This window comes from Candidatus Delongbacteria bacterium (assembly GCA_041675285.1).
Lineage (GTDB): Bacteria > CAIWAD01 > CAIWAD01 > CAIWAD01 > CAIWAD01 > CAIWAD01.
On the sequence record JBAYTZ010000001.1, the window covers coordinates 236995 to 259234 of the forward strand.

Below are 22240 nucleotides of genomic sequence, written 5' to 3' on the forward strand. Positions count from 1 at the left end.
CCCGTTCCGCCCAGTTGCCCATGTGGATTGTGGGAAGCAATATAGGATGGACTTGGGCGAGAGCTTTGGGGCGGTGGAGAATCGCCCCGGCGAATGCGGGCATCGTGGTGGGTCCGGCGGCGGACCCGGGGGACGGGGGAGACGGTGCGCTACCATTACCTGAGCGTGGACCTGGAGAGCGCCCACCATTCCGCCAACCTGCAGCGCCGGCTGCGGCGGTTGGACGACTGTCCGCTGCGCGAGCAGCTGGCCCAGCGCGTGGTCTACGGCACCCGGCGTCTGCTGGGACTCTTCGAGCAGTTCCAGGTGCGGGCCACGTTTTTTGTCCTGGGCGAGGTGGCGCGGCACAGCCCGGCCCTGGTGGACGAGATCGCCGCCATGGGGCACCAGATCGCCAGCCACGGCCTGGGGCACCGCCCCGTCCACCGCCTGTCTCTGGAAGAATTCCGTCGCGAACTGGAGGAGAGCCGCGCACTGCTGCGGCCCTGGGAATCCGCCCAGGGCGCCGGCCCGGGCTACCGTGCCCCGGACTTCAGCCTGCCGCCCACGCCCGACTACTACGGCGAGCTGCGCCGGGCGGGCTTCATCTGGTCCAGCAGCCAGCAGGCGGCGCGTCTCTCGGCGCGCGTGCTGGCTCCGCTCCCCGAAGAGCGCCGCCGCGAGCTGCGCGAGGCGCGGCCGCACGTGGTGGAGACTCCCGCGGGCCCCGTGCGCGAATTCCCGCTGGCCGGGCAGCGCGTGCTGGGCCAGCCGCTGGCCTGGGGGGGCGGGTTCTGGCTGCGCGCCCTGCCCATGGGCTGGAATCTCAGCCACATGCGCGAGTGGAACCGCGCCGGCCGCTCCTTCCACCTGTACGTGCATCCCTGGGAGCTGGATCTGGACCAGCCGCGCCTGCGGCTGCCGCTCTGGCGGCGGCTGCGGCAATACCACGGTCTGGAAGGGCTGGGCGAGCGGCTGGAGCGCGTGCTGGGCGAGTTCCGCTTCCAACCCATCGGCGAGGACTGAGCAGGGGTTTCACGATCCGGCTCGATCGACCCCATCCGCGCAGCTTGGAACTTGAAGGCGGTTGCTCCAGCGGCGTTTCCGCCGCCAAAAACCAACAGCGCCTCTGTGTCCCTGTGTCTCTGTGGTGATTCTCAGGGGAGCTAGGCCTGCGGAGGCGGGAAGAGGTTGTAGTTGTCCCGGGCGCGGCAGTAGGCCCGGCCGATGCGCAGCACCTCCTCCCGCAGATGCGCGGCGAAGGCCGCCCAGCCCTCGCGATCCTCCGGATCGCCCTCGTAGCGCTGGGGGCGGCCGTAGACCACGCTCACCTTGAGGGCCTTGGGGACCGAGTGCCCCTTGCCGAAGGCCTTGTGCGCGCCATCGATGTAGACCGGCAGCACGGGCAGGCCGAAGCGCGCCGCCAGATAGCCCACCCCCACCTTGAAGGCCTTGACCTCGCCGTCCACGCTGCGCGTGCCCTCGGGGAAGATGATGATGCTGTCGCCCCGGGCCAGGGCCTCCTCGGTGGGCACGAAGGCCTCGTGGAGCTTGGCCGAGCGCTCGATGGGCAGCACGTTCATGAACAGGCGGAAGAAGAATCCCTTGAGGCGCGACGAGAAGAAATAGTCCTTGGCCGCCACCGGGTGCACGTGGTGCATGCGGCTGTAGGGAAAGGCCGAGAGCAGCACGGCGGCGTCGTAGTGGCTGGTGTGGTTGGCCACGATGATCAGCTGATCCAGCTCTTCCAGCCGCTCCCGGTGGTGGTAGGTCACCCGGTTGTAGCCGAAGAGGTAGGTGTCCAGCACCATGTGGAGCAGGACGCGCGTCCCGTTTTCCAGGGACTGGAGCAGGGTGAGGGCCATCGGGCTCCTGGGGATTGAGAGGGCCGTTCCGCCCGTGGGCAGGCCCGAAATCGGGACGCAAGGTAGAAAAGCCCGGGCTGGCCCGGACCCCCGGAAGAGCCAAGGCGCCTTCAGCCTTGTACATTGGGACCAGGCACCGGGTCGCCTGGAGCTTCGGACACCCCTCAAATCATGTGGCATCATGTACGACGGCAAAACCTTTCTCATCACGGGCGGCACCGGCTCCTTCGGGAACGCCGTGCTGGATCGCCTGCTGCCCACGGACGCGGGCGAGATCCGGGTGTTCAGCCGGGACGAGAAAAAGCAGCATGACATGCGCATGCGCTACGACAACTACCGGGTGAAGTTCTACATCGGCGACGTGCGGGACCGCTCCAGCGTGGACGAGGCCATGCACGGCGTGAGCTTTGTCTATCACGCCGCCGCGCTCAAGCAGGTGCCCAGCTGCGAATTCTACCCGATGGAGGCCATCCGCACCAACGTGCTGGGCACGGAGAACGTGCTCTCCAGCGCCGTGGCCCACGGCGTGGAGCGGCTGGTGGTGCTCTCCACGGACAAGGCCGTCTACCCCATCAACGTCATGGGGATCACCAAGGCCCTGCTGGAGAAGCTGATGGTGGCCAAGTCCCGCACGCTCAAGGCGGCGGGCACGCGGCTCTGCGGCACGCGCTACGGCAACGTGATGGGTTCGCGCGGCTCGGTGATCCCCTTCTTCATCGAGAAGCTGCTGGCCGGCCAGCCCCTGACCGTGACCGATCCCTCCATGACCCGCTTCCTGCTAACGCTGAAGGGCGCGGTGGAGCTGGTGATCTTCGCCTTCGACAACGCCCGCCCCGGGGACATCTTTGTGCAGAAGGCGCCGGCCTGCACCGTCGGCGTGCTGACCCAGGCCCTGAACGAGCTGTTCGGCTCCCCTTCGCAGATCAAGGTCATCGGCACGCGCCACGGCGAGAAACTGCACGAGACCCTCTGCTCGCGCGAGGAGATGGCCCGCTCCGAGGACCTGGGGAATTTCTACCGCGTGCCCGCCGACGCGCGCGACCTGAACTACGACGTCTACTTCACCCAGGGCGACGCGGGGATCAGCGAGGGGGGCGACTATTCCTCCAACAACACCGAGCAGCTGGACGGGGCCCAGGTGAAGGACCTGCTGCTCTCGCTGGACTTCGTCGCCGACGCGCTGGCGGGAAAGGGCATCCACGTATGAAGGTGCTGGTGACCGGAGCGGCGGGTTTCCTGGGACGCAACTTCGGCGCGGCCCTGCGCCGCCGGCCGGAACTCGAGCTGCTCGAACTGGACCGCGACCACACGCTGGAGGAGCTGGACGCCGCGCTGGAGCAGGCGGACTTCGTGTTCCACCTGGCGGGCAGCAACCGTCCGCCCCGGCCCGAGGAGTTCACCGCCGTCAACGTCGACCTGACGGCCCACCTCTGCCGGCGCCTGGCGCGGCGGGGCGCGGCCGTGCCGCTGGTGTTCAGCTCCAGCAGCCAGGCGGCGCTGGACAATCCCTACGGCGCCAGCAAGCGCGCGGCTGAGGACCTGCTGGCGGACCACGCCCGCGCGAGCGGGGCGCCGGTCTTCGTCTTCCGCCTGCTCAACCTGTTCGGCAAGTGGGGCCTGCCCAACTACAATTCGGTGGTGGCCACCTTCTGCCACAACAGCACGCGCGGCCTGCCGCTGCGGGTGGACAACCCCGCCGCCCGACTCCAGCTCAACTACGTGGACGACGTGGTGGCGGCCTTCCTGGCGCTGCTGGACGGCGCGCCGGCGCCGGACCCGGGGGAGCTGTTGACGGTGGCGACCGTGCACGAGCTGAGCGTGGGCGAGCTGCGCGACCGGCTGGAGGGCTACGCGGCCATGCGCGACGCGGGGAGGATTCCCGACATGGCCGATCCCCTGGACGCCGTGCTCTATCCCACCTGGCTGAGCTATCTGCCCGGCGACGCCTTCGCCGTCACACCCGAGCTGAAGACCGATCCGCGCGGCTGGCTCTTCGAGTGGATCAAGACGCCGCACCTGGGCCAGGTTTTCGTCTCCACCACCAAGCCCGGCATCACGCGCGGCAACCACTACCACGACACCAAGGTGGAGACCTTCTGCGTGGTGCGCGGCCAGGCCGTGATCCGCTTCCGGCCCGTGGACGGCAGCGAGGTGCTGGAGTATCCCGTGGACGGCGCGCGGCCCCAGGTGGTGAGCATCCCGCCGGGCTACACGCACTCCATTGAAAACACGGGGTCGGAGGAGATGCTCTGCCTGTTCTGGAGCAACCAGATCTTCGACCCCGCCGCCCCGGACACCCACTTCCTCAAGGTGAAGGACGACCAGTGAAACTGATGACCATCGTGGGCACGCGCCCGGAGATCATCCGCCTCTCCGCCGTGATCCAGGCGGCGGACGCCGCCTTCACGCACGTCCTGGTGCACACCGGGCAGAACTGGGACCACCGCCTCAACGGGATCTTCTTCGAGGAGCTGGGCCTGCGCGAGCCCGATCACTTCCTGGGCGTGGCCGGCGGCCACCTGGGGGAGACCATGGGCAACATCCTCTCGCGCTCCTACGAGGTGCTGGTGGAGGAGAAGCCCGACGCGCTGCTGGTCCTGGGGGACACCAACTCGGCCCTGGCGGCCATCGCAGCCAAGCGGCTCAAGGTGCCCATCTTCCACATGGAGGCCGGCAACCGCTGCTTCGACCAGAACGTGCCGGAGGAGATCAACCGCAAGATCGTCGACCACATCTCCGACATCAACCTGCCCTACACGGAGCACAGCCGGCGCTACCTGCTCCAGGAGGGCTTCCGTCGCGAGCACATCTTCGTCACCGGATCGCCCATGGGCGAGGTGCTGCACCAGCACCGCGAGCGCATCGCCGCCAGCCGCGTGCTGGAGGAGCTGAGCCTGACGAGCGGCCGCTACCTGCTGGTGAGCGCGCACCGCGAGGAGAACGTCGACCTGGAGGCCAACTTCCAGCACCTGACGGCCAGCCTCAATGCCGTGGCCGAGGAGTACGGCCTGCCCGTGATCTACAGCACCCACCCGCGCACGCGCAAACGGATCGAGGAGCGCGGCGTGGTCTTCCACCCGCTGCTGCGCAATCTGCCGCCCTTCGGCTTTTTCGACTACAACCACCTGCAGCAGCACGCCTTCTGTGTGCTCTCCGACTCGGGCACGCTGAGCGAGGAATCCAGCCTGCTGGATTTCCCCGCCGTGCTGATCCGCACCTCCACCGAGCGCCCGGAGGTGCTGGACAAGGGCTCGATCATCGTGGGGGGCATCCGGCCGGCCCACCTGCTGGAGGCCATCCGCATCGTGCGCCGGGAGCGCGAGGCCGGCGTCCGCTGGGAGCCGCCAACGGACTACCTGGACCTGAATGTCTCACGCAAAGTGGTCCACCTGATCGCCAGCTACACGCCGATCATCAACCGCGTGACCTGGTTCAAGCCGGAATAGGGTTGGAGTGGATTTCCTCGCGCCGGTGTGACGGGGGCGTTGAGAAAAGGGTGACAGGTCACAGAACCCATCACCCCCGGTTTGCCTGTCGAAGCTGCCCTACGATTAGCCGGCTCGTCTGCTGTCCAAATCCTCAAAGAGCTGGCAGATCCGCTTGGCCGTCTGCCCATCCCACAAAGGAATCTGACTTCCCGTCTTTCCTTTGCCACTCATGACATCCTGGAACGCGGCCAGAACCTGGGCGCGGCCAACTCCCGTCAGATAATTGGTGCCCAGCTCCACGGTGACCGCGCGCTCGGTGTTCTCGCGCAGCGTGATACAAGGCACGCGCAGCCAGCTGGTTTCTTCCTGGATGCCGCCCGAATCCGTCAGCACCAGGCGGGACTGCCGGTAGAGGTCCAGGAAGTCCAGGTACGAGAGCGGATCGCAGAGTTGCAGGTTGTCCATGGCCGCCAACCGGCCTTCGAGCCCGCAGGCCGTGATGTTCTTGCGCGTGCGCGGATGGATGGCGAAGATCAGCGGCAGCTCGCGCTGGACGATCTCCAGCGTGCCCAGCAGGTCGGCCAGAATCGCCGGGTTGTCCACGTTGCTGGGCCGGTGCAGGGTCACCACGCCGTAGCCACCCGGGTGTTGGTCGAAGCGTGCGGGCATGCCGCGCTGGGCGGCTTTGGGCAGCATGTGGGCCAGCGTGTCGATCATGGTGTTGCCCACCATGTGGATCTTCTCAGCCGGAATGCCCTCGGCCAGCAGGTTGCGGTCCGCCTCGTCACAGGTGGTGAGCAAGAGGTCGCTGATCACGTCGGTCACCAGCCGGTTGATCTCCTCGGGCATGCTGCGGTCCCAGCTGCGCAGTCCGGCCTCCACGTGGCAGACGCCGATCCCCAGCTTGCTGGCCACCAGGCTGCAGGCCGCGGTGGAGTTCACGTCGCCCACCACCAGCACCCAGTCTGGCTTTAGTTCCAGACAGGCCGGCTCGAAGCGCTTCATGATCTCCGCCGTCTGCAGGGCGTGGCTGCCGCTACCCACTCCGAGGTTCAGGTCCGGGTGCGGAATGTCCAGCTCGTCGAAAAAGCTCTGGCTCATGGCTTGATCGTAGTGCTGGCCGGTGTGGACGATCTTGAAGTCCAGCGGACTGCCCGCAAATGCCCGGGCCAGCGGGGCCACCTTCATGAAGTTGGGGCGAGCGCCCACCACAGCGACGATGCGCATGCTCAGATCTTCTCCTTGTAGTAGTCCACGTACCAGTCCAAAAAGCGCTTGATGCCGACGTTGATATCGGTAGTGGGCTCGAAGCCCAGTCCTTCCCGGGAGTGCTCGATGTCGGCGTAACTGGCCGGCACGTCTCCGGGCTGCATGGGCTCCAGCAGTCGCTCGGCTTTGCGTCCCAGATAGCCTTCGATCAGATCAATGAAATCCGTCAGCTTCTCGCTCTTGTGATTGCCCAGATTGAAGATTTCGCAGCGGTGGTTTTTGTCGATCGCCGCTCGAATTCCGGCCACGATGTCGTCCACGTAGGTGAAGTCCCGCCGCATGTCGCCGTGGTTGAACACGCGGATCGGCTCGCCGGCCAGGATGGCCTTGGTGAACAAGAACAGCGCCATGTCCGGCCGGCCCCAGGGTCCGTAGACCGTGAAAAATCGCAGGCCCGTCGTGTGCATCTTGTACAAGTGTGAGTAGGTGTGGGCCATCAGCTCATTGGCCTTCTTGGTGGCCGCGTAGAGGCTGAGGGGTTGATCCACCCGATCCTCGACGGAGAAGGGAATCTTGGTGTTGCCTCCGTAGACGGAGGAACTGGAGGCATAGACCAGGCCTTGCACACCCGGCGTGTGTCGGCAGCACTCCAGGATGTTGAGGAATCCGGTCAGGTTGCTGTCGCCGTAGACATGAGGATGGCTGATGCTGTAACGAACACCAGCCTGGGCCGCCAGATGAACCACTCGCTCCGGCTTGTGGACCAGAAACACGCGCTCCAGTGCCGCCAAGTCCGCCACGTCCCGGCGTTCCAACTTGAAGTCGGGGAATTCGGCTAGGCGCGCGAGACGATCCTCCTTGAGCCGCGGGTCGTAGTAGTCGTTGACGATGTCAAGCCCGATGACCTTGTGTCCGTCCTGCAGAAGCGACTGACTGAGATGGTAGCCGATGAAGCCGGCTGCGCCGGTGACCAGGATGCGCATGTTGCCCTTTCCCTGACTGGCGACCGGTTGCCCGCATCGCATTGAACAGTTGTTTCTTCTGCCCCGCCACCAGGGCCACCGCCTTTGTACAAAATCGGTCCGCCGTGCTGCTTGGCGCATTTGTGGTGGCCAGCTGTCTACACACGGGACTCCACCCATTTGAACTTACCACTGGGCAGCCGCGGAATCTCCTGCACTTGGGTTAGCTGGAAATGCATGGCCGGCCCGAAGACTCCTCTCAGCTTCGCCGTGATGTCTTCAAATTCGTGCTGAAGCTCTGCTGCGGGCCGGGAGGATTCCATCACGAGTTCCAACCGGTCAGGCGTATGCTGGATCAACTTGCAAGCCGAATAGCTGCTGCCTTCCTTGAACGGAAAGGTCACGCGCGCTGGGGACACGAAGTCTCCCGCTGGCGTGCACAATTGGTCTTCCAAACGGCCCTCGATGCTCTCCACCACCGGGAACAGGTGGGAAGTCCCCATGGGGTGGGGATGGAAGCCGCTGACAACGTCCGTCGTGCGATACCGCAGCAAGGGCATCACTTCGTTCACCAGCGAACTGCCGATCAGCCGCCCCGCTTCGTCTTGCTCCACAATGGCATAGCCCGGAAGGAAGTGGTAAGACCGGCTGTGCCCAACCCAGGCGCCCAGCGCGACCCGTTCGGCTTGGCCATAATGGGCGAACAAACGGGAATGGGGGAACACACTGGCGAGCAACTCCAGCTGGCGGGGAAACACCATTTCGCTGGCCAAGAGAATGGCCAGCGGGGGTCGGAGTGTTCCCGCTTGGGTGGTCTGTTCCAGCAGACGGGCGAAGCGCTCCAGGGCAGAGGGATAGCCGTGATAGAAGGCGTAGGAACATGCCTGGATCTGTTGAAGCAACGCCGGCATGTTGGCGGGGTTCAGACGATTGATGTTCACCCTGAGGATTCGTTCGCGCGGAAAATGGACCACCAGCTCGGGTCCGTCCACCCGGCCTCGAAACTCAATCCGCCCCATCTCGGACCGATAGCCGACCCGTTCCCACTGATGGACGATAGCCGCCATTTCAGCTCCAGCGGCGGCGGCATCCACATACAAGGTCAGGGGACTGCCATTCGTGCCGCTGGTCATGACGGCGGAAAGCCGGCCTTGAGGCACCCCTTGCAGAACCAGTCGCTTGGAGTTCGCCCGCACCAAGTCTTTGTCGATAAGCGGAAGTCGCTGGATATCATCTGGATGACGCAGGATTTGGGGCGGGGTTCCGGCTCGGTCATACAGTTCACGATAGAATGGGCTGTGCTGGTAGGCGCGTTCCGCCAGACTGCGAAATCGTTCGAACTGCCAATCGCGCAGAGCTGTTTCGCTCAACAAGGACAACTGGTGGAGCAGGCCGGAGAAGTGGCCCACGTACCGGTTGTAATTCCGGATTGAATAGGGAAGGACTTGAAGCAATTGACGAGCAGCTTGCTTCACGTTGCGTGTCATGCAGAACCCTTGGTTGATTGGAATACGTCGCGCGCGGCCGAAACCGCTGAGTGGCCTGCAACATAGCACGAAGAGCGGGCCGCTTCCACCTATCGGCGTCTTGTCAGTGGGGATTGACGTCCTCGGGCGGTGGTGGCGGATTGATTACGGTGGACCATTTGCCGATGTTCTACGCATGGAAGTGCTGGCGATGGCCGGCGCCGAACTTGGGAATGGGACATGAAATCTGTTGTCGTCTTATACAGCGGTCAAATCGAAGTGCGCGAGTTGCCGGCCCCAGTCCTGCAACCGGGCGAGGTCTTGGTGGAGACCGCTTGGTCGCTGATCAGCGCGGGAACGGAAACAGCCGCCCTGTCACGTTCGGAAAAAGCACCATCCCTGTTGGAACAGGTGATCCAAAAGCCGGATCGCCTGATCAAAGGTGTGCGCAAGGTCCTGTTTGAAGGGCGACAGTCCCTGGAGGCGCAACTTGAGACCGCGAACCATACCGCACGCCAGACGGGATATTCCCTGGCGGGTGTGGTGAGGGAAGTGGGGCCTGGTGTGACGGATCTGAAACCGGGGGATCGGGTGGCCTGTGCGGGCTCCGATTTGGCCGTTCACGCCGAATGGGTCGCTGTCCCACGTCTGTTGACATGCCTGGTGCCGGACTCGGTGGAATTGGATGTGGCCGCCATGACCACGGTGGCTTCCATTGCCCTCCAGGGCGTGCGCCAGGCCGCCCCGCAGCTCGGGGAAGTGGTGCTGGTCAGTGGGTTGGGGTTGATCGGGATGATCACAGCGAAATTGTTGGCTGCCAACGGCTGCACTGTGATCGGTGTGGACCCGGACGAACGCAAGCGCGAGTTCCTGGCCAAGCTGGGCCATTCACACGTCTTTGATCCGGATGATCCCGCGCTCACGGCCTGTGCGGCTTCATTGACCGGCTTCCATGGCGTGGATGCCACCTTGATCTGTGCGGCCACGAAGAACTCGGGCCCAGTAGTTCAAGCCATGGAATTGACGCGCAAGAAGGGGCGAGTTGTGGTTGTGGGGGCTGTGCCGATGGAGATTCCCCGCGCACCTTTCTACCAGAAGGAGATCGAGTTCACCATTGCCTGTTCCTACGGGCCCGGCAGGTATGATCCTGCCTATGAAAAGGAGGGGCGGGATTATCCGCTCTCTTTTGTCCGGTGGACGGAGAACCGCAATCTCCAGGCCGTCCTGGAGCTTGAGGCCCAGGGCAAGTTGGGGTTGGGCGATCTGATTACCCATCGACACCCGCTGAGTGAGGCCCGCACGGCCTTCCGCACCCTGATGGGCGGCACCGAGCTGGCAGTGGGCGCCTTGCTTTCTTATCCAGGAAATCCATCGCCGGCCCGTGCCGTTCGGCTTGAATCCACCCCCCGTGCCATCAAGGCACGAGGCGTGGCCGTGGTGGGTACCGGCGGCTTTGCCAAGCTGACCTATCTGAAGTACCTGAGCCAGTCCAGTGAACTGGCTTTCGTGGCCGCCTGCAACCGCACACCCCTGTCCGCCACAAGGATCCAAGAGGCGACAAAAGTGGCCTGGTCCGGCACGGACGTGGACCAGATGCTGGGCCAGCCGGATGTCGATGCCGTGATTGTCTGTTCCCAGCATGACAGCCATGCGGAGATCGCCGCCCGGGCGCTCCGGGCCGGCAAGCATGTTTTGGTGGAAAAGCCGGCCGCCTTGACTCTGGAGGATTGCGCTCTGCTGGAGTCATTGGCCCAGGAATCGGGATTGTCGTGCAGTGTGGGGCACAACCGGCGCTACAGCCCGCACGTCCGGCAGATCCAGCGCCAGCTGCGGGCCTTGGGGGCCCCTTTCCTGGCCACCTACCGTGTGAATGCCGGGGCGATTCCCGCCGGGCACTGGACCCAAGACCGGAACCGGGGTGGGGGCCGCTTGCGGGGCGAGCTTTGTCATTTTTTGGATACTCTGTGCTTTCTGGCCGGAGCGCCGCCCCAGCGCATGAGCATCGAGCAACTCCCCGCGGGCGGGCCATTGTCCACCACGGACAACTGGATCGTCAACCTGGCCTTCCCGGATGGCAGCTTGGGTGCCATCCAGTACCTGAGCATCGGCGCGAAGAGCCTGCCCAAAGAGCGGTTGGAAGTGCATCAGGGAGGAGCCAGCTTTGTGCTGGATGACTTCCTCAGCTTGAGTATTCACAAAGGTGAATCAAGTGAAGTTCACAAACTAGCCGAGCAGGACAAGGGGCAAGTGGCGCAGTTTCGCGAATGGGAGGCTCTGCTGGGCGGGCGCCGTTCCGACCTGATGTTGGGTGCGGAAGCCCTGTGGGGCACGCGCCTGTCCATCCTGCTGGATCAGGCGGTCCAGGCAGGTCAAGCGACGGTGGAACCGGCTCTGTAAACGAGGAAGGACTCCACCCCCGGACGCCAGTCGAGCCCACGAGCCACGGATGGGTCAGGCAGCGAGTTTCAGTTTGCGGCGCAGGGCCAGCCAGGCCGGTGGAAAGCGGTGCCATTCCTCACGATTCCACAGCAGCACCAATCCCCCAAATCCGAGCAGCAGGGGCAGCTTGGCCCATATTCCCAAGGCCAGCGCCGGTAGCAGGGTCACCAGCACCACGCCCAGTCCAACCAGACTGAGCCCCAGTGCCGCAGCCATCGGATAAGGCATGGGGTTGTATTTCTTGACGAAGTAGTAAAACACCAGGTTGTTCAGGATATAGGACATGAAGGTGGATAGCGCGGCGCCCAGAATTCCATAGCGGGGAATCAACAGGATGTTGAAGACCAGATTGAACAGCATGGCGCAGGATCCCAGCACACCGGACAGTGCGCTGCGATTGACCAATTGCAACGGGATTTCGAACATCCGGTTGAGTCCGAAGGCCACAAAAGAGGCGATCAACGCCGGGTATGCCAGATAAGCTCCGTAGTACTTGGGGTTGGTCAACACCACCAGCGCTTCGGGTATCAATGCCGAACTGCAGACGATGATCAACAGGCCGATGGATAGAAACACCCGCGTGATGCGCTTGAACATCGCCGGCAAATCCGGACTCGTTTGATATTCGAAGGCCGTGCGCGTCCAGGCGGCAATCACCGGCGAGATGACCATGAAGTTCAACCCGCCGGCGAACTTGTAAGCGATGGAATAGAGGCCGATCTGCTCGTAGGTGCTGTAGTGCTTGAGGAAGAATCGATCACTGGAGCTGAGGATCCAGCCGGAAATGCTGGCCATGATCAAAGGCGCCCCAAAGCGCAAGATGCGCCTCAGGATTACGCGGTCGATCTGAAAGCGCAAATCCTTGCCCAGAAACCAGATTAGCACACCGAGCTTGGGCACCAGGGAGACCAGAGCGGAGGCCAACAGGCCCAGAATGCCCCACTTGAATCCAGCGACAAACACGATGTTCAGGACCAGTGAGATCACCGTATAGCCGAGCTTGACCGTTACGTAGCGACGCGTTTCCCCTTTCAGCATCAACAGGCCACTTAGATAATCCGTCGGCAAGGTCAGCGCCATGGTTCCGATCATCAACCGCATGTAGAGGGACGCATGCTCAAATTGAAAGAAAGCCTGCGACAGGCCGGGCGCCGCTAGCCACAATCCCAGGGATACGGGGAGAACCAGCAACATGATTCCAAACAAACCTGTATTCACTAGCACGGGACGTTCTGATTCCGGCATACTATGATAGAAGCGAAACAGCGCAGATGGGATGCCGGCAACAACCAGCAGACTGACGATGGTGATGACCACCTGCAGCATGTCCATCTTGCCGTAGTCGTCGGGGTTGATGTATTGGACATACAACGGGACCAGGAGCATGCCCAGCACCCGTCCGCCCATGTTGGCCATGGAGAAGAGCAGGGTGTCCGTGAACACGCGCTTGAGCGACATGCGGGGTCCTTTCTTGTGGACTTCAACCGAAACCGTCAGAGTCTGGGACGCAAGGCAAGCTGCAAGATAGGAAGGCCCCGGTCGTAGTTTTTGGCGACAAGCTGTTGAACTGAGCGTCGGAGGCGACCGATAGTTTGAAGGCGTTCTTCGCGGACGGGCCAGTTGGCAAGCTGCCGGAAATGAGACACATTGCCTGCCCACGGAGGAAGGGAGGACAACCATGGTGAACAACTACTTCAACTTGGCAGAGGACCCCTTCTCCGTCACCAGCGATGCCCGCTTCTTTTTCAATTCCGAAGGTCACGAAGAGGCGCTGGCCCATTTGGTCTTCGGACTGAAACAACGCAAGGGTTTCATGGCGCTTACGGGAGAAGTGGGGGCGGGGAAAACCACCCTGCTGAATGCCCTGCTGGACCAGTTGGATGCCAATTGGAAACACGCCTTCCTCTACAACAGCAAAGTCAGCTTCCTGGAGTTGCTCCGCTTCGTCCTCTACGATTTGGGCGTGGAGGATCCACCGGAGCAGAAGGTGGAGTGCATCCGGGCCCTGAACTCCTTCCTGTTGCAATCTTCCGATGCCGGCCACGAAGTGGTCATCATCATCGATGAAGCGCAGAACCTGAGCGAGGATACGCTGGAGGAGATCCGGCTGCTGTCCAACCTCGAGACCTATTCGCGCAAGCTGTTGCAGATCGTGTTCGCCGGGCAGCCCGAGTTCGGTGGCGTGCTAAACAGCCCCAAACTGCAACAGCTCAATCAGCGGGTGGCCATCCGCTACCATTTGGGGGCCCTGAAGCCCGCGGAGACGGAGGAGTACATCCAGCACCGCCTGCGGGTGGCCGGCGCTGCCGACGCCTCGATCTTCCAACCCGCCGCCCTGAGACTGATCCACGGCGCCACCCGCGGCATTCCGCGCCTGATCAACCAAGTCTGCAGTGTGGCCCTGCTTCAGGCGGCCCTGGCCTCCAAGCGCCGAGTGAGCGAAGAGATGGTGCGACACGTGCTGGAAACGGAATTCAGCAGCCACGGGGAAGTGGCGGGCGGCCTGCGGGCCCCGGCAGCCGCGTCCGCGGGATGGCTTTCTTGGAAGGGCGTGGCGGCAGTCCTGGGTCTGGCGCTGGCCGGTCTCAGCGTGGTGCTGGTGCTCAGGTGGGATCGAGCGCCGGACCCGGCACCGATTGCGTCCGGCCCAGTGGATTCCCGTCCCGCGGTTGTCGGGGATGAGCCCGGGCTGGTGGCGGAGGATCAGCCTATCCAGGCGGCAGTGCCGGTCCCTGAATCGGCCCCCGCTCCGCAAGCGCGGGTTGAGGCTCCGCCCGCCGTGCCGGAGGAGCAGCTCGTGCGAGCGCAGTCATCGCACCCGGCAACCGGGTCGAAGCTGGCCACCGATTGGAAGACAGAGACTGTGCTGGTGGGGCCAGGCGAGTCCATCTCCTACATCTTGCAGCGCCGCTATGGCCAAGCCAGCTGGGACATGGTTCAGGTCGTGATGCAATTGAATCCAAGTTTGACGAACCCCGACATCATTCAGCGCGGGACCTTGTTGAGTATCCCGCTGTTCACCACCACGAAAGCGGCGGAGACCCTGCCATGATCCGAAAGTTGACCCGAATGCTGCTGCTGCTTCCCCTGTTGGGTTGCTCCTGCAGTGACGATGAGGGGGAAAATCGAGTCTCCTGGAGCTTCCCGGATTCCATCACGGAAGACTTGGCTCCGCCCGCCAACAGCGACATCGTGCTGGAGAACAGCGTGTTGATTCCTGCCAACGTTTCGCTAACCCTTTTGCCGGGCACCAAGCTCATTTTCGCCAACAACAGCACACTGCAAGTGCGAGGCAATCTGGTTGTTGATGGCCCGGTCGAGATGGCAGCTCGAAATTCGGCCGAATTGGATTGGTCCTTCATTGTCAGTCCGAGTGATGGGATCAGCTGTCAGATAGAAGATTTGCAGGCCAATGGCGGAAACCCGGCCTTGTGGCTCCAAGGCGGAAGCCCGCAAGTGGATGGATTCACGGCGTCTAACTCTGCTCTGCCGTTAAAAATCAGCTCACCCACGGGCGGACTTGTTCAACGGGTTTCACTGCGATCCACTGGACGAACCGGCGCGGGTTTGGATGCCATTGACGGTTCTGCACTCGTTGTTGACGACTTGCAGATACAGGGATTTGAAAATGGGATCCAGCTAAATAATTGTTCGATCACCATACGGAACGCCCTCGTGCAGGATTGCAGCATTGGTATGTACTTGTCGCATGGAATGGGTCGGCTTGAGTACAGCACTTTTAAAAACTGCATTTACGGCTGTCGTTACGTGTACACGTCGTCAACCGATTTGTATCGCGTACAATTCCAGGATATGACAAATGGCGTGCAACTGCATGCCTTTGCGTTGGTGACCGACTTCGACGAATTGAATTTCATTAACACGCCGATCGCGTTTCGGTATCTGCCGGATGCCGCTGAGTATACACCACCGCGGACTATTGATGTGACGGGATGCTACTTTGGCACAGCAGATAGTTCCACAATTACGGGCATGCTCGTGGATGCTGTTGACCTGGGGGGAAATGTAGATACCTTGAGGTTCATGCCATTTGCCACGAGTCCTTGGTCTGTCGTTCCCTGAGGCGAATGGAGTTGAAAACTGGATTTACATCGATCCCCCGCCGATAGGATCTGATGGCCGAACCGGGGTAGCTTTGCGTATGGGGACATGCAACACCGACAGTACTACATTGTCACAGTTGATGCGGCAAAGTCAGTGCCCCCCTGGAAAGCATGACCAACAACCGAGGGTGGGAGCCACAATGCTCACACGACGAATTGCTCTATCGCTGGCCTTGATCCTGGTGGGTTTGGGTCTCAGTTCTTGCGCAATCAAATCCCGCAAGACCCTGGAGGCCGCGGCGCCGCAGCCCCAGGAGTCTGAGGCTCTGGCTCCAGGCCCCTTGGCGGAGGTGTCGCTGGATCAGCCCTACCTGATCCGGTTCGGGGATCAACTCAGTCTGCAAGTGGCTGGCCAGGATGACAGCCGGCTGATGGTCGTGGTCCGCCCGGATGGCCGGGTTTCCCTGCCCTATCTGGGTGAAGTAGATGTGGCTGGCAAGACGATCCCCTTTCTGCAGCAGGAGGCGGAACGCGCGTTCGCCCATCAGTTTCGCGATCCGCTCGTCTTCGTGAACGTGGCTCAAATGGCCCCGCACCGCCTCTATGTGTTTGGTGAGGTGAACAAGCCGGGCATGGTGGAGAGCGAATCGACGCTCAACGTCATCCAATTGCTGGCCATGGCCGGCGGACCGACGGCGGGCGCAGAGCTGCGCAGTTTGGTCGTCATTGACGAAATGGGCGATGGGCACAAGCGCATCCGCTTGCTGGACATCACTTCGGAAGATCCAAACGAGCTGTTGAAAATCTCCATGGAACAGATCGACAGCTTCGACATTGTCATCGTGCCGCGCCGCCTGATCACGGAAGTGGGACAGTTTGTGCGGGACTACGTCAACGTCTTCCTTCCCCCCATCGACACCTATCTGCGTGGTCGCTACTACTGGACGATAGAGGGGAACAACTAATGGCCACTCTGGCAAAACGGTCCTCGTTCTCCACGTTGGACTTCCTCATCATCCTTTTCAAGCACTTTCGGTTGATCGTTGCCATTGTGCTGGTCAGCACGGCCATCACGGCCCTGCTCATGCTGCGCGCGCCGGACGTCTTCGAAGCCCAAGTTGGAATCGTGTTCAACACCACGTCCAACATCCGGTTGACGGAGAAGGACCGCAGCCTGGGCAGCATCTCCCTAAGGGAGACCATGAACTCGGAAACGGAGTACCTGCTGTCCAGCGCCGTGTTGGAGAAAACCTACGAACTGACCTATCCCGAACGCTATGCGGCAATGGATCCCAAAGAGCGGCTGCGCACGGTGGGGGCCATTCGCGGCAAGATCAGCGGACTTCCCAAGCGGAACACCACCATCATTGAGGTGAAGTACCGTTCCCAGGATCCGGAAGAGGCCAGTCGCTTTCTCAACAATCTGGTTCAGGCCCAGCAGGAGCTGAAGTCCCAGCGCGATCCGGGTGCCACGGGCATGCTGCAAGACAAGATCCAGGCCACGCGCGCCGATTTGGACTCGATCAACCTCTTGGTGAACGAGGTGCAACTCTCCTCCCAGGTCTACAGTTCGGATCGGCAAATCGCCGTGTTGGTGGATACCAACAGCCTGCTGCAGAACCAACAGCGGGAGTTGCAACAGCGCATTCTGGAACAACAACTGGTGGCCGCGCGCTATGCCGATTTCCTGGCCCGCAAGCCGGACATCAGCCACATCGCATTGCCCGATGACAACTCCGTGCTGAGGAGCATCCAGGAACGTTTCGTGGCCTTGCAGGATCGGCAGCGCTCGTTACAGGGCACCTACAGCGATGACAGCGTGGAGCTTCAAGCCCTGGTGACCAGCCTGTCCGCCGTAAGGGAAGAGTTTTTCCAAGTGATGGCCTCCAGCGCCGCTGCGGCAGGCCAACAGCTGCAACTGGTGGAGCAGAAGACCCGCGTGCTCCTCGAGAAGCTGCGGCGGAACGAGGCGGACCTGACCCGCTTTCCGGAGGTCAATTCCCGCCTGGGTGCGCTGTTGCAGTATCGCGAAGGAGTCAACGACCTGCTCCGCGTGCTGTACCGTCAACAAAGCGAGTATGACTTGTCGGTGATCGGGGACCGGGCCAATCAGACCCTTGAGATGATCAATCCGGCGCTGGTTCCGCAGCAACCGGTGGCTCCGCGCCGAGTGTTGCAGACGGCCATCGTGTTCTTCATGTCCCTGCTTGCTTCCATCACCCTGGCCTACGTGCTGGAGCTGAGCTCGGGCGTGTTCGAGACGGCCCAGGCCGTGGAGGATAGCCTGGGTGCCCCAGTGATCTGCACAATCCGGCAGAAACGAAACTAGCGGAGTCCGCCATGTCCGTCTATCGCGACGCCTTGAAAAAGGTAGATGAGAAACAGGCCGCCGCACCGACCGGGCCTTTCCCGCCCGTGACAAGTCCGGAAACCGGCGAATTTGATTCCATCGACCGCGAGTTCATTGGGCTGGTGGATCACGTGATCCAGCACAATCACAGTTTGGTCGGATTCACCACGGCCTACAGTGGGGACGGTGCCTCCTACGTCAGCCATTCCTTCGCCCGCAACCTGGCCAAGCATTTTGGTGTCTTCCGCAGTGAAGCGCCGGATAATCGCCAAGTGCTGTTGGTGGATTTCACCTGCACGGACCCGGCCCGGCTGGGCCTCCCGGCGGACCACACCCTGGCGGCCTATTTCCAGAACCCGGGCCCCAGTTTGGCCCCCTTCGTCGTGTCCAACCGCATCGAGGGTGTGGATTACCTCCCCGTGGGACATGGTCCCAATGGTCCGCTGGATTTGGTGGCCTCGATCACGCGCTACCGCGTGGAGACGCGCTTGTTCAATCCCTGGGAATTCGTGGTCTTCGACTGTCCGCCGGTCCACAGCCACTACGAGACCTATGTGCTGAGCCGCCAATTGAACGCCATCTACCTGGTGGTGAAGCACGCGTCCACCAAGGTGGAGCTGGCCCTCAAGGCTGGCGAGATTCTTCAAGGCAGCGGCAACTTCGCCGGCGTGGTCCTCAACGGGCGCAAACACCGGATTCCAGACTGGCTCTACCGGCGCATGCAGGCCCGGTGAGCGGGCTTCGCCCATGAAGGTCCTCGCCGCCCTCCTCACTATCACGGCCCTGGTAGGCGCCCTGGTCCTGAACCTCGCCTATCTCTATCCCATTCTGGGCGCGCTGCTGCTGGGTCTGTTCATTCTGCTCAAACTGGACCACCTCTTTCTGGGCCTGCTGCTGGCAGCGGAAGGCTTCGTGTTCGGGGCCCTGGGGTACGGCGCCAACACCCTGTTGGGTCTGCGCGTGGGCTACTCCGATCTGTTGCTGCTGGGCTTGGCCATCGCGGCTCTGATCCGCATGGCCATCAATCGGGACCCGCCCGAAGGTCAATCCCGCACCCTGGTCCTGTTCTTCGTGTGGATGCTGCTGTTTGCCGTGAATGTGGCCGTTCATCCGGACGTGATGGAGGCCGGTCTTTCCAAGTTTCAGCTCTTTTGCGTTGATCCCTTCCTGATTTTCCTGGTGGGAACGCGCAGCCTGGATCGCCGCGACCGGCTGGAGACGGCATTGATCGCGCTGGCTCTGGTGGCCCTCCCACTGGGTTTGATGGTTGCCAAGAACTGGGTGGCCGCCGGCTTGCGCTCCGATGATGCCGTGCTGGATGCCAACACCCTGCGCGAGGCCACGCTGGACACCACCTTCATGTTCAGCAACAAAAACATCAGCGCCTCCATGTTCGCTGCCCTGACCCCCCTGTTCCTGGGGGCCGCCGGGGCTCTACGTTCTACGTTGGGCCGGATTGTCTGCGGATTGGCAGCGGCCACGGGGGCCGCGGTGGTGTTCCTGGCGCTCTCGCGCGGCAGTCTGGTCGCCTTGGCCGTGGGCCTGTTGGTGTACGGTGGGCTGGGCCTGCGCTCGCGCAAGACTTTTGCCATTGTGGGCGTCGTGTCGGCGGCCGTGCTGACCGCCGTGCTGGCCCAGGTGGGGCTCCTGGAACCCATCCTGGCCCGCTTCCAGGAAAGCACCGACTTCAATCGGCTGGAGTTGCTGCGCAGCAGCCTGAGCATGCTGGCAGACTACCCCTTGACGGGCATCGGGATGAGCGAATTCAGCTTCCTCGAAATGCTGTACTTCCACTCCCAATCCGACGTCAACTTGGTGCATCCGCACAACAGCTTTCTACAGATGGCCGTTTTTGGCGGAATCCCGCTCTTCCTAGCCTTTTTCGGCGTGCTCGTGTCGGCCTTGTGGGGTGGAAAGCGCGAACCGGCTGAGGATCCCGACTGGCGCCGCATGCAAGTCGCGTCGCTGGCCAGTGTGGTGGTCTTCCTGGTCAACATGTTGACGGACTTCATCTACTTCAACAGCATCAGCTGCTTCACGTTCTGGATATTGGTGAGTGTTTACGCATCATCAGGCCTTTGGGTGAAACAACAAACCGAGTCATCTGCAACATGAACAAGCTGCGACGACCGTTGGCTTCCGCATGGCATCGGGTGCGCGATGCCCAGCAGCATCTATTCTACAACCGCCGCTTCCCGGTAACCAATGCCCGCACCATTCGGGCATTGCGGGAGTTCGCTTCAGCCACCGACCGCAAGGAAGCGGGCCAGATCCGCCATGAATTGCAGGTGAGCCGCGATTATTGGCGGTGCGAGCCCTTTTTCTACTATCGCTATGGGTTGTATCGCCGTGACCGGCTGCTGACGGACGAGCAGCTGCGCCAGTATGTGCCCGAGTATGTGTTCTTCACGCTCTATTTTCCACTGTACAACGCCTCTCCCTTGGCCAATGTGATCAGCAACAAAATTGCCTGCTCGCTGCTGTTCGATTCGGTGGGCATTCGGCGGGCCCAGCCCGTGGGGTTCAGCCTGAAAGGCGCTCTTTATGACGCGCAGATGCACCGCGTGGACGAGGCGGGCTTTCTGCAGCTGGTGGACCGGCAACGAGGGCGCCGCGTGTTCATCAAACCCGAGGACGGCAAGGGAGGTCAGGGTGTGCTGGCCCTGGATGTGTCGGAGTCGGGAATCATGCAGGATTCGGGCGGTGGTCCCATGAAAGGGGAAGACCTGCTGCGACGCTGCCAAATGACGGACATGATCCTGGAACGCGGGTTGGTGCAGAGAGAAGAGATCAATCGCATCCATGCCAGTTCCGTCAACACGTTTCGAATCGCCACAGAATGCGTCAAGGGACGGGCCCGCATCCTTTACAGCTCCCTTCGCATCGGCACGGGAAGCAAAGTGGTGGACAACTTTTGTCAGGATGGGCTGGTGGCGGGTGTGGACAGCCTGGACGGCCACTATCTGCCCGTTGCATTCAATCAATGGAACACCACGTACCGCAGTCATCCGGAATCTGGGTTTGTCTTCGAAGGCAATCGGGTGGAGGCGTGGTCGGAGATCAGCGCATTTGTCCTGGAAGCCGCGGAACGTCTGCCATTCTATCGGCACCTGGGGTGGGATATCGCCCTGAGTGTGGATGGCCCGGTGGCCATTGAAACCAACCTGGGCTGGGGCGTGGACCTTCCGCACCTGCTGTTTGGCGGCTTGCGGGATATGATGCGGTTTCCGGAACCCAAGGTGTTGTGGAAGACCTACCAGCAGCGATTCAGCCGCCAGGGCCCCCTTCCCGAGCGAGGCGAGGGATGATCGGAAGCGCGCCGCCGCCGCTCCGTGATGCAACTCCCTTTCCTCCGACTCTACAAAGAGCCGGGCGGACGCGCTGTCGGAGGGCGTGGTGCTGATCCAGGTTGGTCCCTTCCCCCCGCCCATCGGTGGTGTCTCCATGCATTTGGCCCGCTTGAAGCTGCATTTGGACCAGCGGGGCGTGACGAATCGCTTCTGGAGCCTGTCGGCCTCAGAGGATCCGGAACATGGGGTGCGCCGCACACGGCTCCAGCGGGTTCCCTGGAAACTGCTGTTTCAACGGCCAGGCACGGTCGTCCACTACCATGTACCTGGTTTTCCGGCCAAGGTTCGGTTGGCGCGCTTTCATCGCAGCCTACTGGCCGGCCACCGCAGTGTCTTTACCCTTCATGGGGATGTGAGACCCAGTTTCCTGGCGCATCCGCGGGAGTTGGTAGCCCGCGTATACAGCTCGTTTGAGGTTGTGGTCTGTGTCAAGGCGGGGGATGCGGCCTTCCTTCGTGAACAGGGTGTCACCAGCCGCGCGGTGGACATCTGCCCTTTTCTGCCGCCCACGGCGGAGGAGGACGGCGAGCCCGGGCCGGAGACGGCCGCCTTCCTGGCCCGCTTTCCGCACGTGCTGTGCGCCAACGGGGCCAGCCTGGTGCAGCGGGACGGGGCGGAACTCTACGGCTTGGACCTGTGCGTGGAATTGTTGGGCCGGCTTGCCGACCGGCCGGAGACGGGATTGGTGTTCTACCTGGCCAAAGACAATGATCCGGCCTACTTGGCGGGCATTCGGCGGCGGGCCCGGGAACTGGGAGTGGAGGGGCGCCTGTTGCTCAACACGGTGCCCGCGCCCTTCTACCCAGTGATCAAGCGCAGCACCCTGCTGGTGCGTCCCACCAACACGGATGGCGATGCCCTTTCCATCCGCGAGGCGCTGCATGCCGGCGTGCCTGTGCTGACCAGCGACGTGGTGCGGCGGCCGGAGGGTTGTCGGCTGTTTGCCAATCGCTCGCTGGATGACCTGGAAGCCGTGACCCGGCGCATGCTGGGAGATCCGCTGGGCGAACGCTCCCGCCTGCGCGAACTGCCGGATGCCTCCGGCCTGGAGCCCCTGCTGGCGCTCTATCGCTCCCTGGGAGTGCGCGAGGCCTGAAGGTCGCCTCGCGCGGCTTGGCTGTGACCCAA

18 protein-coding genes are annotated in these 22240 nt (G+C 62.5%); 13 read left to right on the plus strand and 5 right to left on the minus strand.

Translation table 11 applies throughout. The features are described from left to right. Positions 1-144 precede the first annotated feature (144 nt). Positions 145-1005, plus strand: coding sequence for a DUF3473 domain-containing protein (locus WC326_00835; protein ID MFA7329593.1), 861 nt, complete (start codon positions 145-147; stop codon positions 1003-1005). Positions 1006-1145: 140 nt separating this feature from the next. Here WC326_00835 and WC326_00840 read toward each other — a convergent pair whose 3' ends face one another. Further along, entirely contained in the window at positions 1146-1844 is a 699-nt protein-coding gene (locus WC326_00840) for a lysophospholipid acyltransferase family protein (protein ID MFA7329594.1), read from the minus strand. A 181-nt stretch (positions 1845-2025) separates the two neighbouring features. Between WC326_00840 and WC326_00845 the strand changes: the two genes are divergently transcribed. From WC326_00845 to wecB (WC326_00855), 3 genes are read left to right on the plus strand one after another with little or no spacing between them, the layout of a single operon-like run. Next, entirely contained in the window at positions 2026-3051 is a 1026-nt protein-coding gene (locus WC326_00845) for a polysaccharide biosynthesis protein (protein ID MFA7329595.1), read from the plus strand. After that, entirely contained in the window at positions 3048-4172 is a 1125-nt protein-coding gene (locus WC326_00850; protein MFA7329596.1) for an NAD-dependent epimerase/dehydratase family protein, read from the plus strand. Before WC326_00845 ends, WC326_00850 begins: the two co-directional genes overlap by 4 nt. 5 nt (positions 4173-4177) lie before the next feature. Beyond that, entirely contained in the window at positions 4178-5290 is a 1113-nt protein-coding gene (gene wecB, locus WC326_00855) for a UDP-N-acetylglucosamine 2-epimerase (non-hydrolyzing) (protein MFA7329597.1), read from the plus strand. Between the two features lie 105 nt (positions 5291-5395). Here wecB (WC326_00855) and wecB (WC326_00860) read toward each other — a convergent pair whose 3' ends face one another. From wecB (WC326_00860) to WC326_00870, 3 genes are all read right to left on the minus strand, one after another. Then, a complete protein-coding gene (wecB, locus tag WC326_00860; protein MFA7329598.1) occupies positions 5396-6499 on the minus strand; it encodes a UDP-N-acetylglucosamine 2-epimerase (non-hydrolyzing) in 1104 nt (367 codons plus the stop codon). Between the two features lie 2 nt (positions 6500-6501). After that, positions 6502-7464: an NAD-dependent epimerase/dehydratase family protein gene (locus WC326_00865; GenBank protein MFA7329599.1), complete on the minus strand. Its 963-nt coding sequence runs from the start codon at positions 7462-7464 to the stop codon at positions 6502-6504. 137 nt (positions 7465-7601) lie between these two features. Continuing rightward, complete coding sequence (locus WC326_00870) at positions 7602-8930, minus strand: hypothetical protein (GenBank protein ID MFA7329600.1); 1329 nt, start codon at positions 8928-8930, stop codon at positions 7602-7604. A gap of 219 nt (positions 8931-9149) precedes the next feature. On the opposite strand from WC326_00870, the gene WC326_00875 reads away from it, so the two are divergent. Next, positions 9150-11306, plus strand: coding sequence for a Gfo/Idh/MocA family oxidoreductase (locus WC326_00875; protein MFA7329601.1), 2157 nt, complete (start codon positions 9150-9152; stop codon positions 11304-11306). A gap of 54 nt (positions 11307-11360) precedes the next feature. On the opposite strand, the gene WC326_00880 is transcribed toward WC326_00875, so the two are convergent. Continuing rightward, positions 11361-12806, minus strand: coding sequence for an oligosaccharide flippase family protein (locus tag WC326_00880; GenBank protein ID MFA7329602.1), 1446 nt, complete (start codon positions 12804-12806; stop codon positions 11361-11363). Between the two features lie 223 nt (positions 12807-13029). Here WC326_00880 and WC326_00885 point away from each other — a divergent pair, with 223 nt between their 5' ends. The 8 genes from WC326_00885 (at position 13030) to WC326_00920 (ending at position 22208) form a co-directional block, all read left to right on the plus strand. Then, entirely contained in the window at positions 13030-14400 is a 1371-nt protein-coding gene (locus WC326_00885) for an AAA family ATPase (protein ID MFA7329603.1), read from the plus strand. Next, positions 14397-15431 carry a right-handed parallel beta-helix repeat-containing protein gene (locus WC326_00890; GenBank protein ID MFA7329604.1) on the plus strand — a complete coding sequence of 345 codons (1035 nt, stop codon included), beginning with the start codon at positions 14397-14399 and terminating at the stop codon, positions 15429-15431. The genes WC326_00885 and WC326_00890 overlap by 4 nt, the downstream gene beginning before the upstream one ends. Before the next feature lie 181 nt (positions 15432-15612). Then, positions 15613-16377: a polysaccharide biosynthesis/export family protein gene (locus WC326_00895; GenBank protein MFA7329605.1), complete on the plus strand. Its 765-nt coding sequence runs from the start codon at positions 15613-15615 to the stop codon at positions 16375-16377. After that, a complete protein-coding gene (locus WC326_00900; GenBank protein MFA7329606.1) occupies positions 16377-17741 on the plus strand; it encodes a hypothetical protein in 1365 nt (454 codons plus the stop codon). The genes WC326_00895 and WC326_00900 overlap by 1 nt, the downstream gene beginning before the upstream one ends. Before the next feature lie 11 nt (positions 17742-17752). Next, positions 17753-18496 (plus strand): hypothetical protein, encoded by a 744-nt coding sequence (locus WC326_00905; GenBank protein MFA7329607.1) that lies wholly within the window; start codon positions 17753-17755, stop codon positions 18494-18496. A 13-nt stretch (positions 18497-18509) separates the two neighbouring features. Next, entirely contained in the window at positions 18510-19877 is a 1368-nt protein-coding gene (locus WC326_00910; GenBank protein ID MFA7329608.1) for an O-antigen ligase family protein, read from the plus strand. Beyond that, positions 19874-21070 (plus strand): sugar-transfer associated ATP-grasp domain-containing protein, encoded by a 1197-nt coding sequence (locus tag WC326_00915; GenBank protein ID MFA7329609.1) that lies wholly within the window; start codon positions 19874-19876, stop codon positions 21068-21070. The genes WC326_00910 and WC326_00915 overlap by 4 nt, the downstream gene beginning before the upstream one ends. A gap of 394 nt (positions 21071-21464) precedes the next feature. Continuing rightward, positions 21465-22208, plus strand: coding sequence for a hypothetical protein (locus tag WC326_00920; protein ID MFA7329610.1), 744 nt, complete (start codon positions 21465-21467; stop codon positions 22206-22208). Positions 22209-22240 lie beyond the last annotated feature (32 nt).

Coding starts and splice junctions, on each gene's coding strand:
- WC326_00840 (MFA7329594.1), bottom strand. CDS start 1,844: ATGGCCCTCACCCTGCTCCAGTCCCTGGAAAACGGGACGCGCGTCCTG.
- WC326_00845 (MFA7329595.1), top strand. CDS start 2,026: ATGTACGACGGCAAAACCTTTCTCATCACGGGCGGCACCGGCTCCTTC.
- WC326_00850 (MFA7329596.1), top strand. CDS start 3,048: ATGAAGGTGCTGGTGACCGGAGCGGCGGGTTTCCTGGGACGCAACTTC.
- wecB (MFA7329597.1), top strand. CDS start 4,178: ATGACCATCGTGGGCACGCGCCCGGAGATCATCCGCCTCTCCGCCGTG.
- wecB (MFA7329598.1), bottom strand. CDS start 6,499: ATGCGCATCGTCGCTGTGGTGGGCGCTCGCCCCAACTTCATGAAGGTG.
- WC326_00865 (MFA7329599.1), bottom strand. CDS start 7,464: ATGCGCATCCTGGTCACCGGCGCAGCCGGCTTCATCGGCTACCATCTC.
- WC326_00870 (MFA7329600.1), bottom strand. CDS start 8,930: ATGACACGCAACGTGAAGCAAGCTGCTCGTCAATTGCTTCAAGTCCTT.
- WC326_00875 (MFA7329601.1), top strand. CDS start 9,150: ATGAAATCTGTTGTCGTCTTATACAGCGGTCAAATCGAAGTGCGCGAG.
- WC326_00880 (MFA7329602.1), bottom strand. CDS start 12,806: ATGTCGCTCAAGCGCGTGTTCACGGACACCCTGCTCTTCTCCATGGCC.
- WC326_00890 (MFA7329604.1), top strand. CDS start 14,397: ATGATCCGAAAGTTGACCCGAATGCTGCTGCTGCTTCCCCTGTTGGGT.
- WC326_00895 (MFA7329605.1), top strand. CDS start 15,613: ATGCTCACACGACGAATTGCTCTATCGCTGGCCTTGATCCTGGTGGGT.
- WC326_00900 (MFA7329606.1), top strand. CDS start 16,377: ATGGCCACTCTGGCAAAACGGTCCTCGTTCTCCACGTTGGACTTCCTC.
- WC326_00905 (MFA7329607.1), top strand. CDS start 17,753: ATGTCCGTCTATCGCGACGCCTTGAAAAAGGTAGATGAGAAACAGGCC.
- WC326_00910 (MFA7329608.1), top strand. CDS start 18,510: ATGAAGGTCCTCGCCGCCCTCCTCACTATCACGGCCCTGGTAGGCGCC.
- WC326_00915 (MFA7329609.1), top strand. CDS start 19,874: ATGAACAAGCTGCGACGACCGTTGGCTTCCGCATGGCATCGGGTGCGC.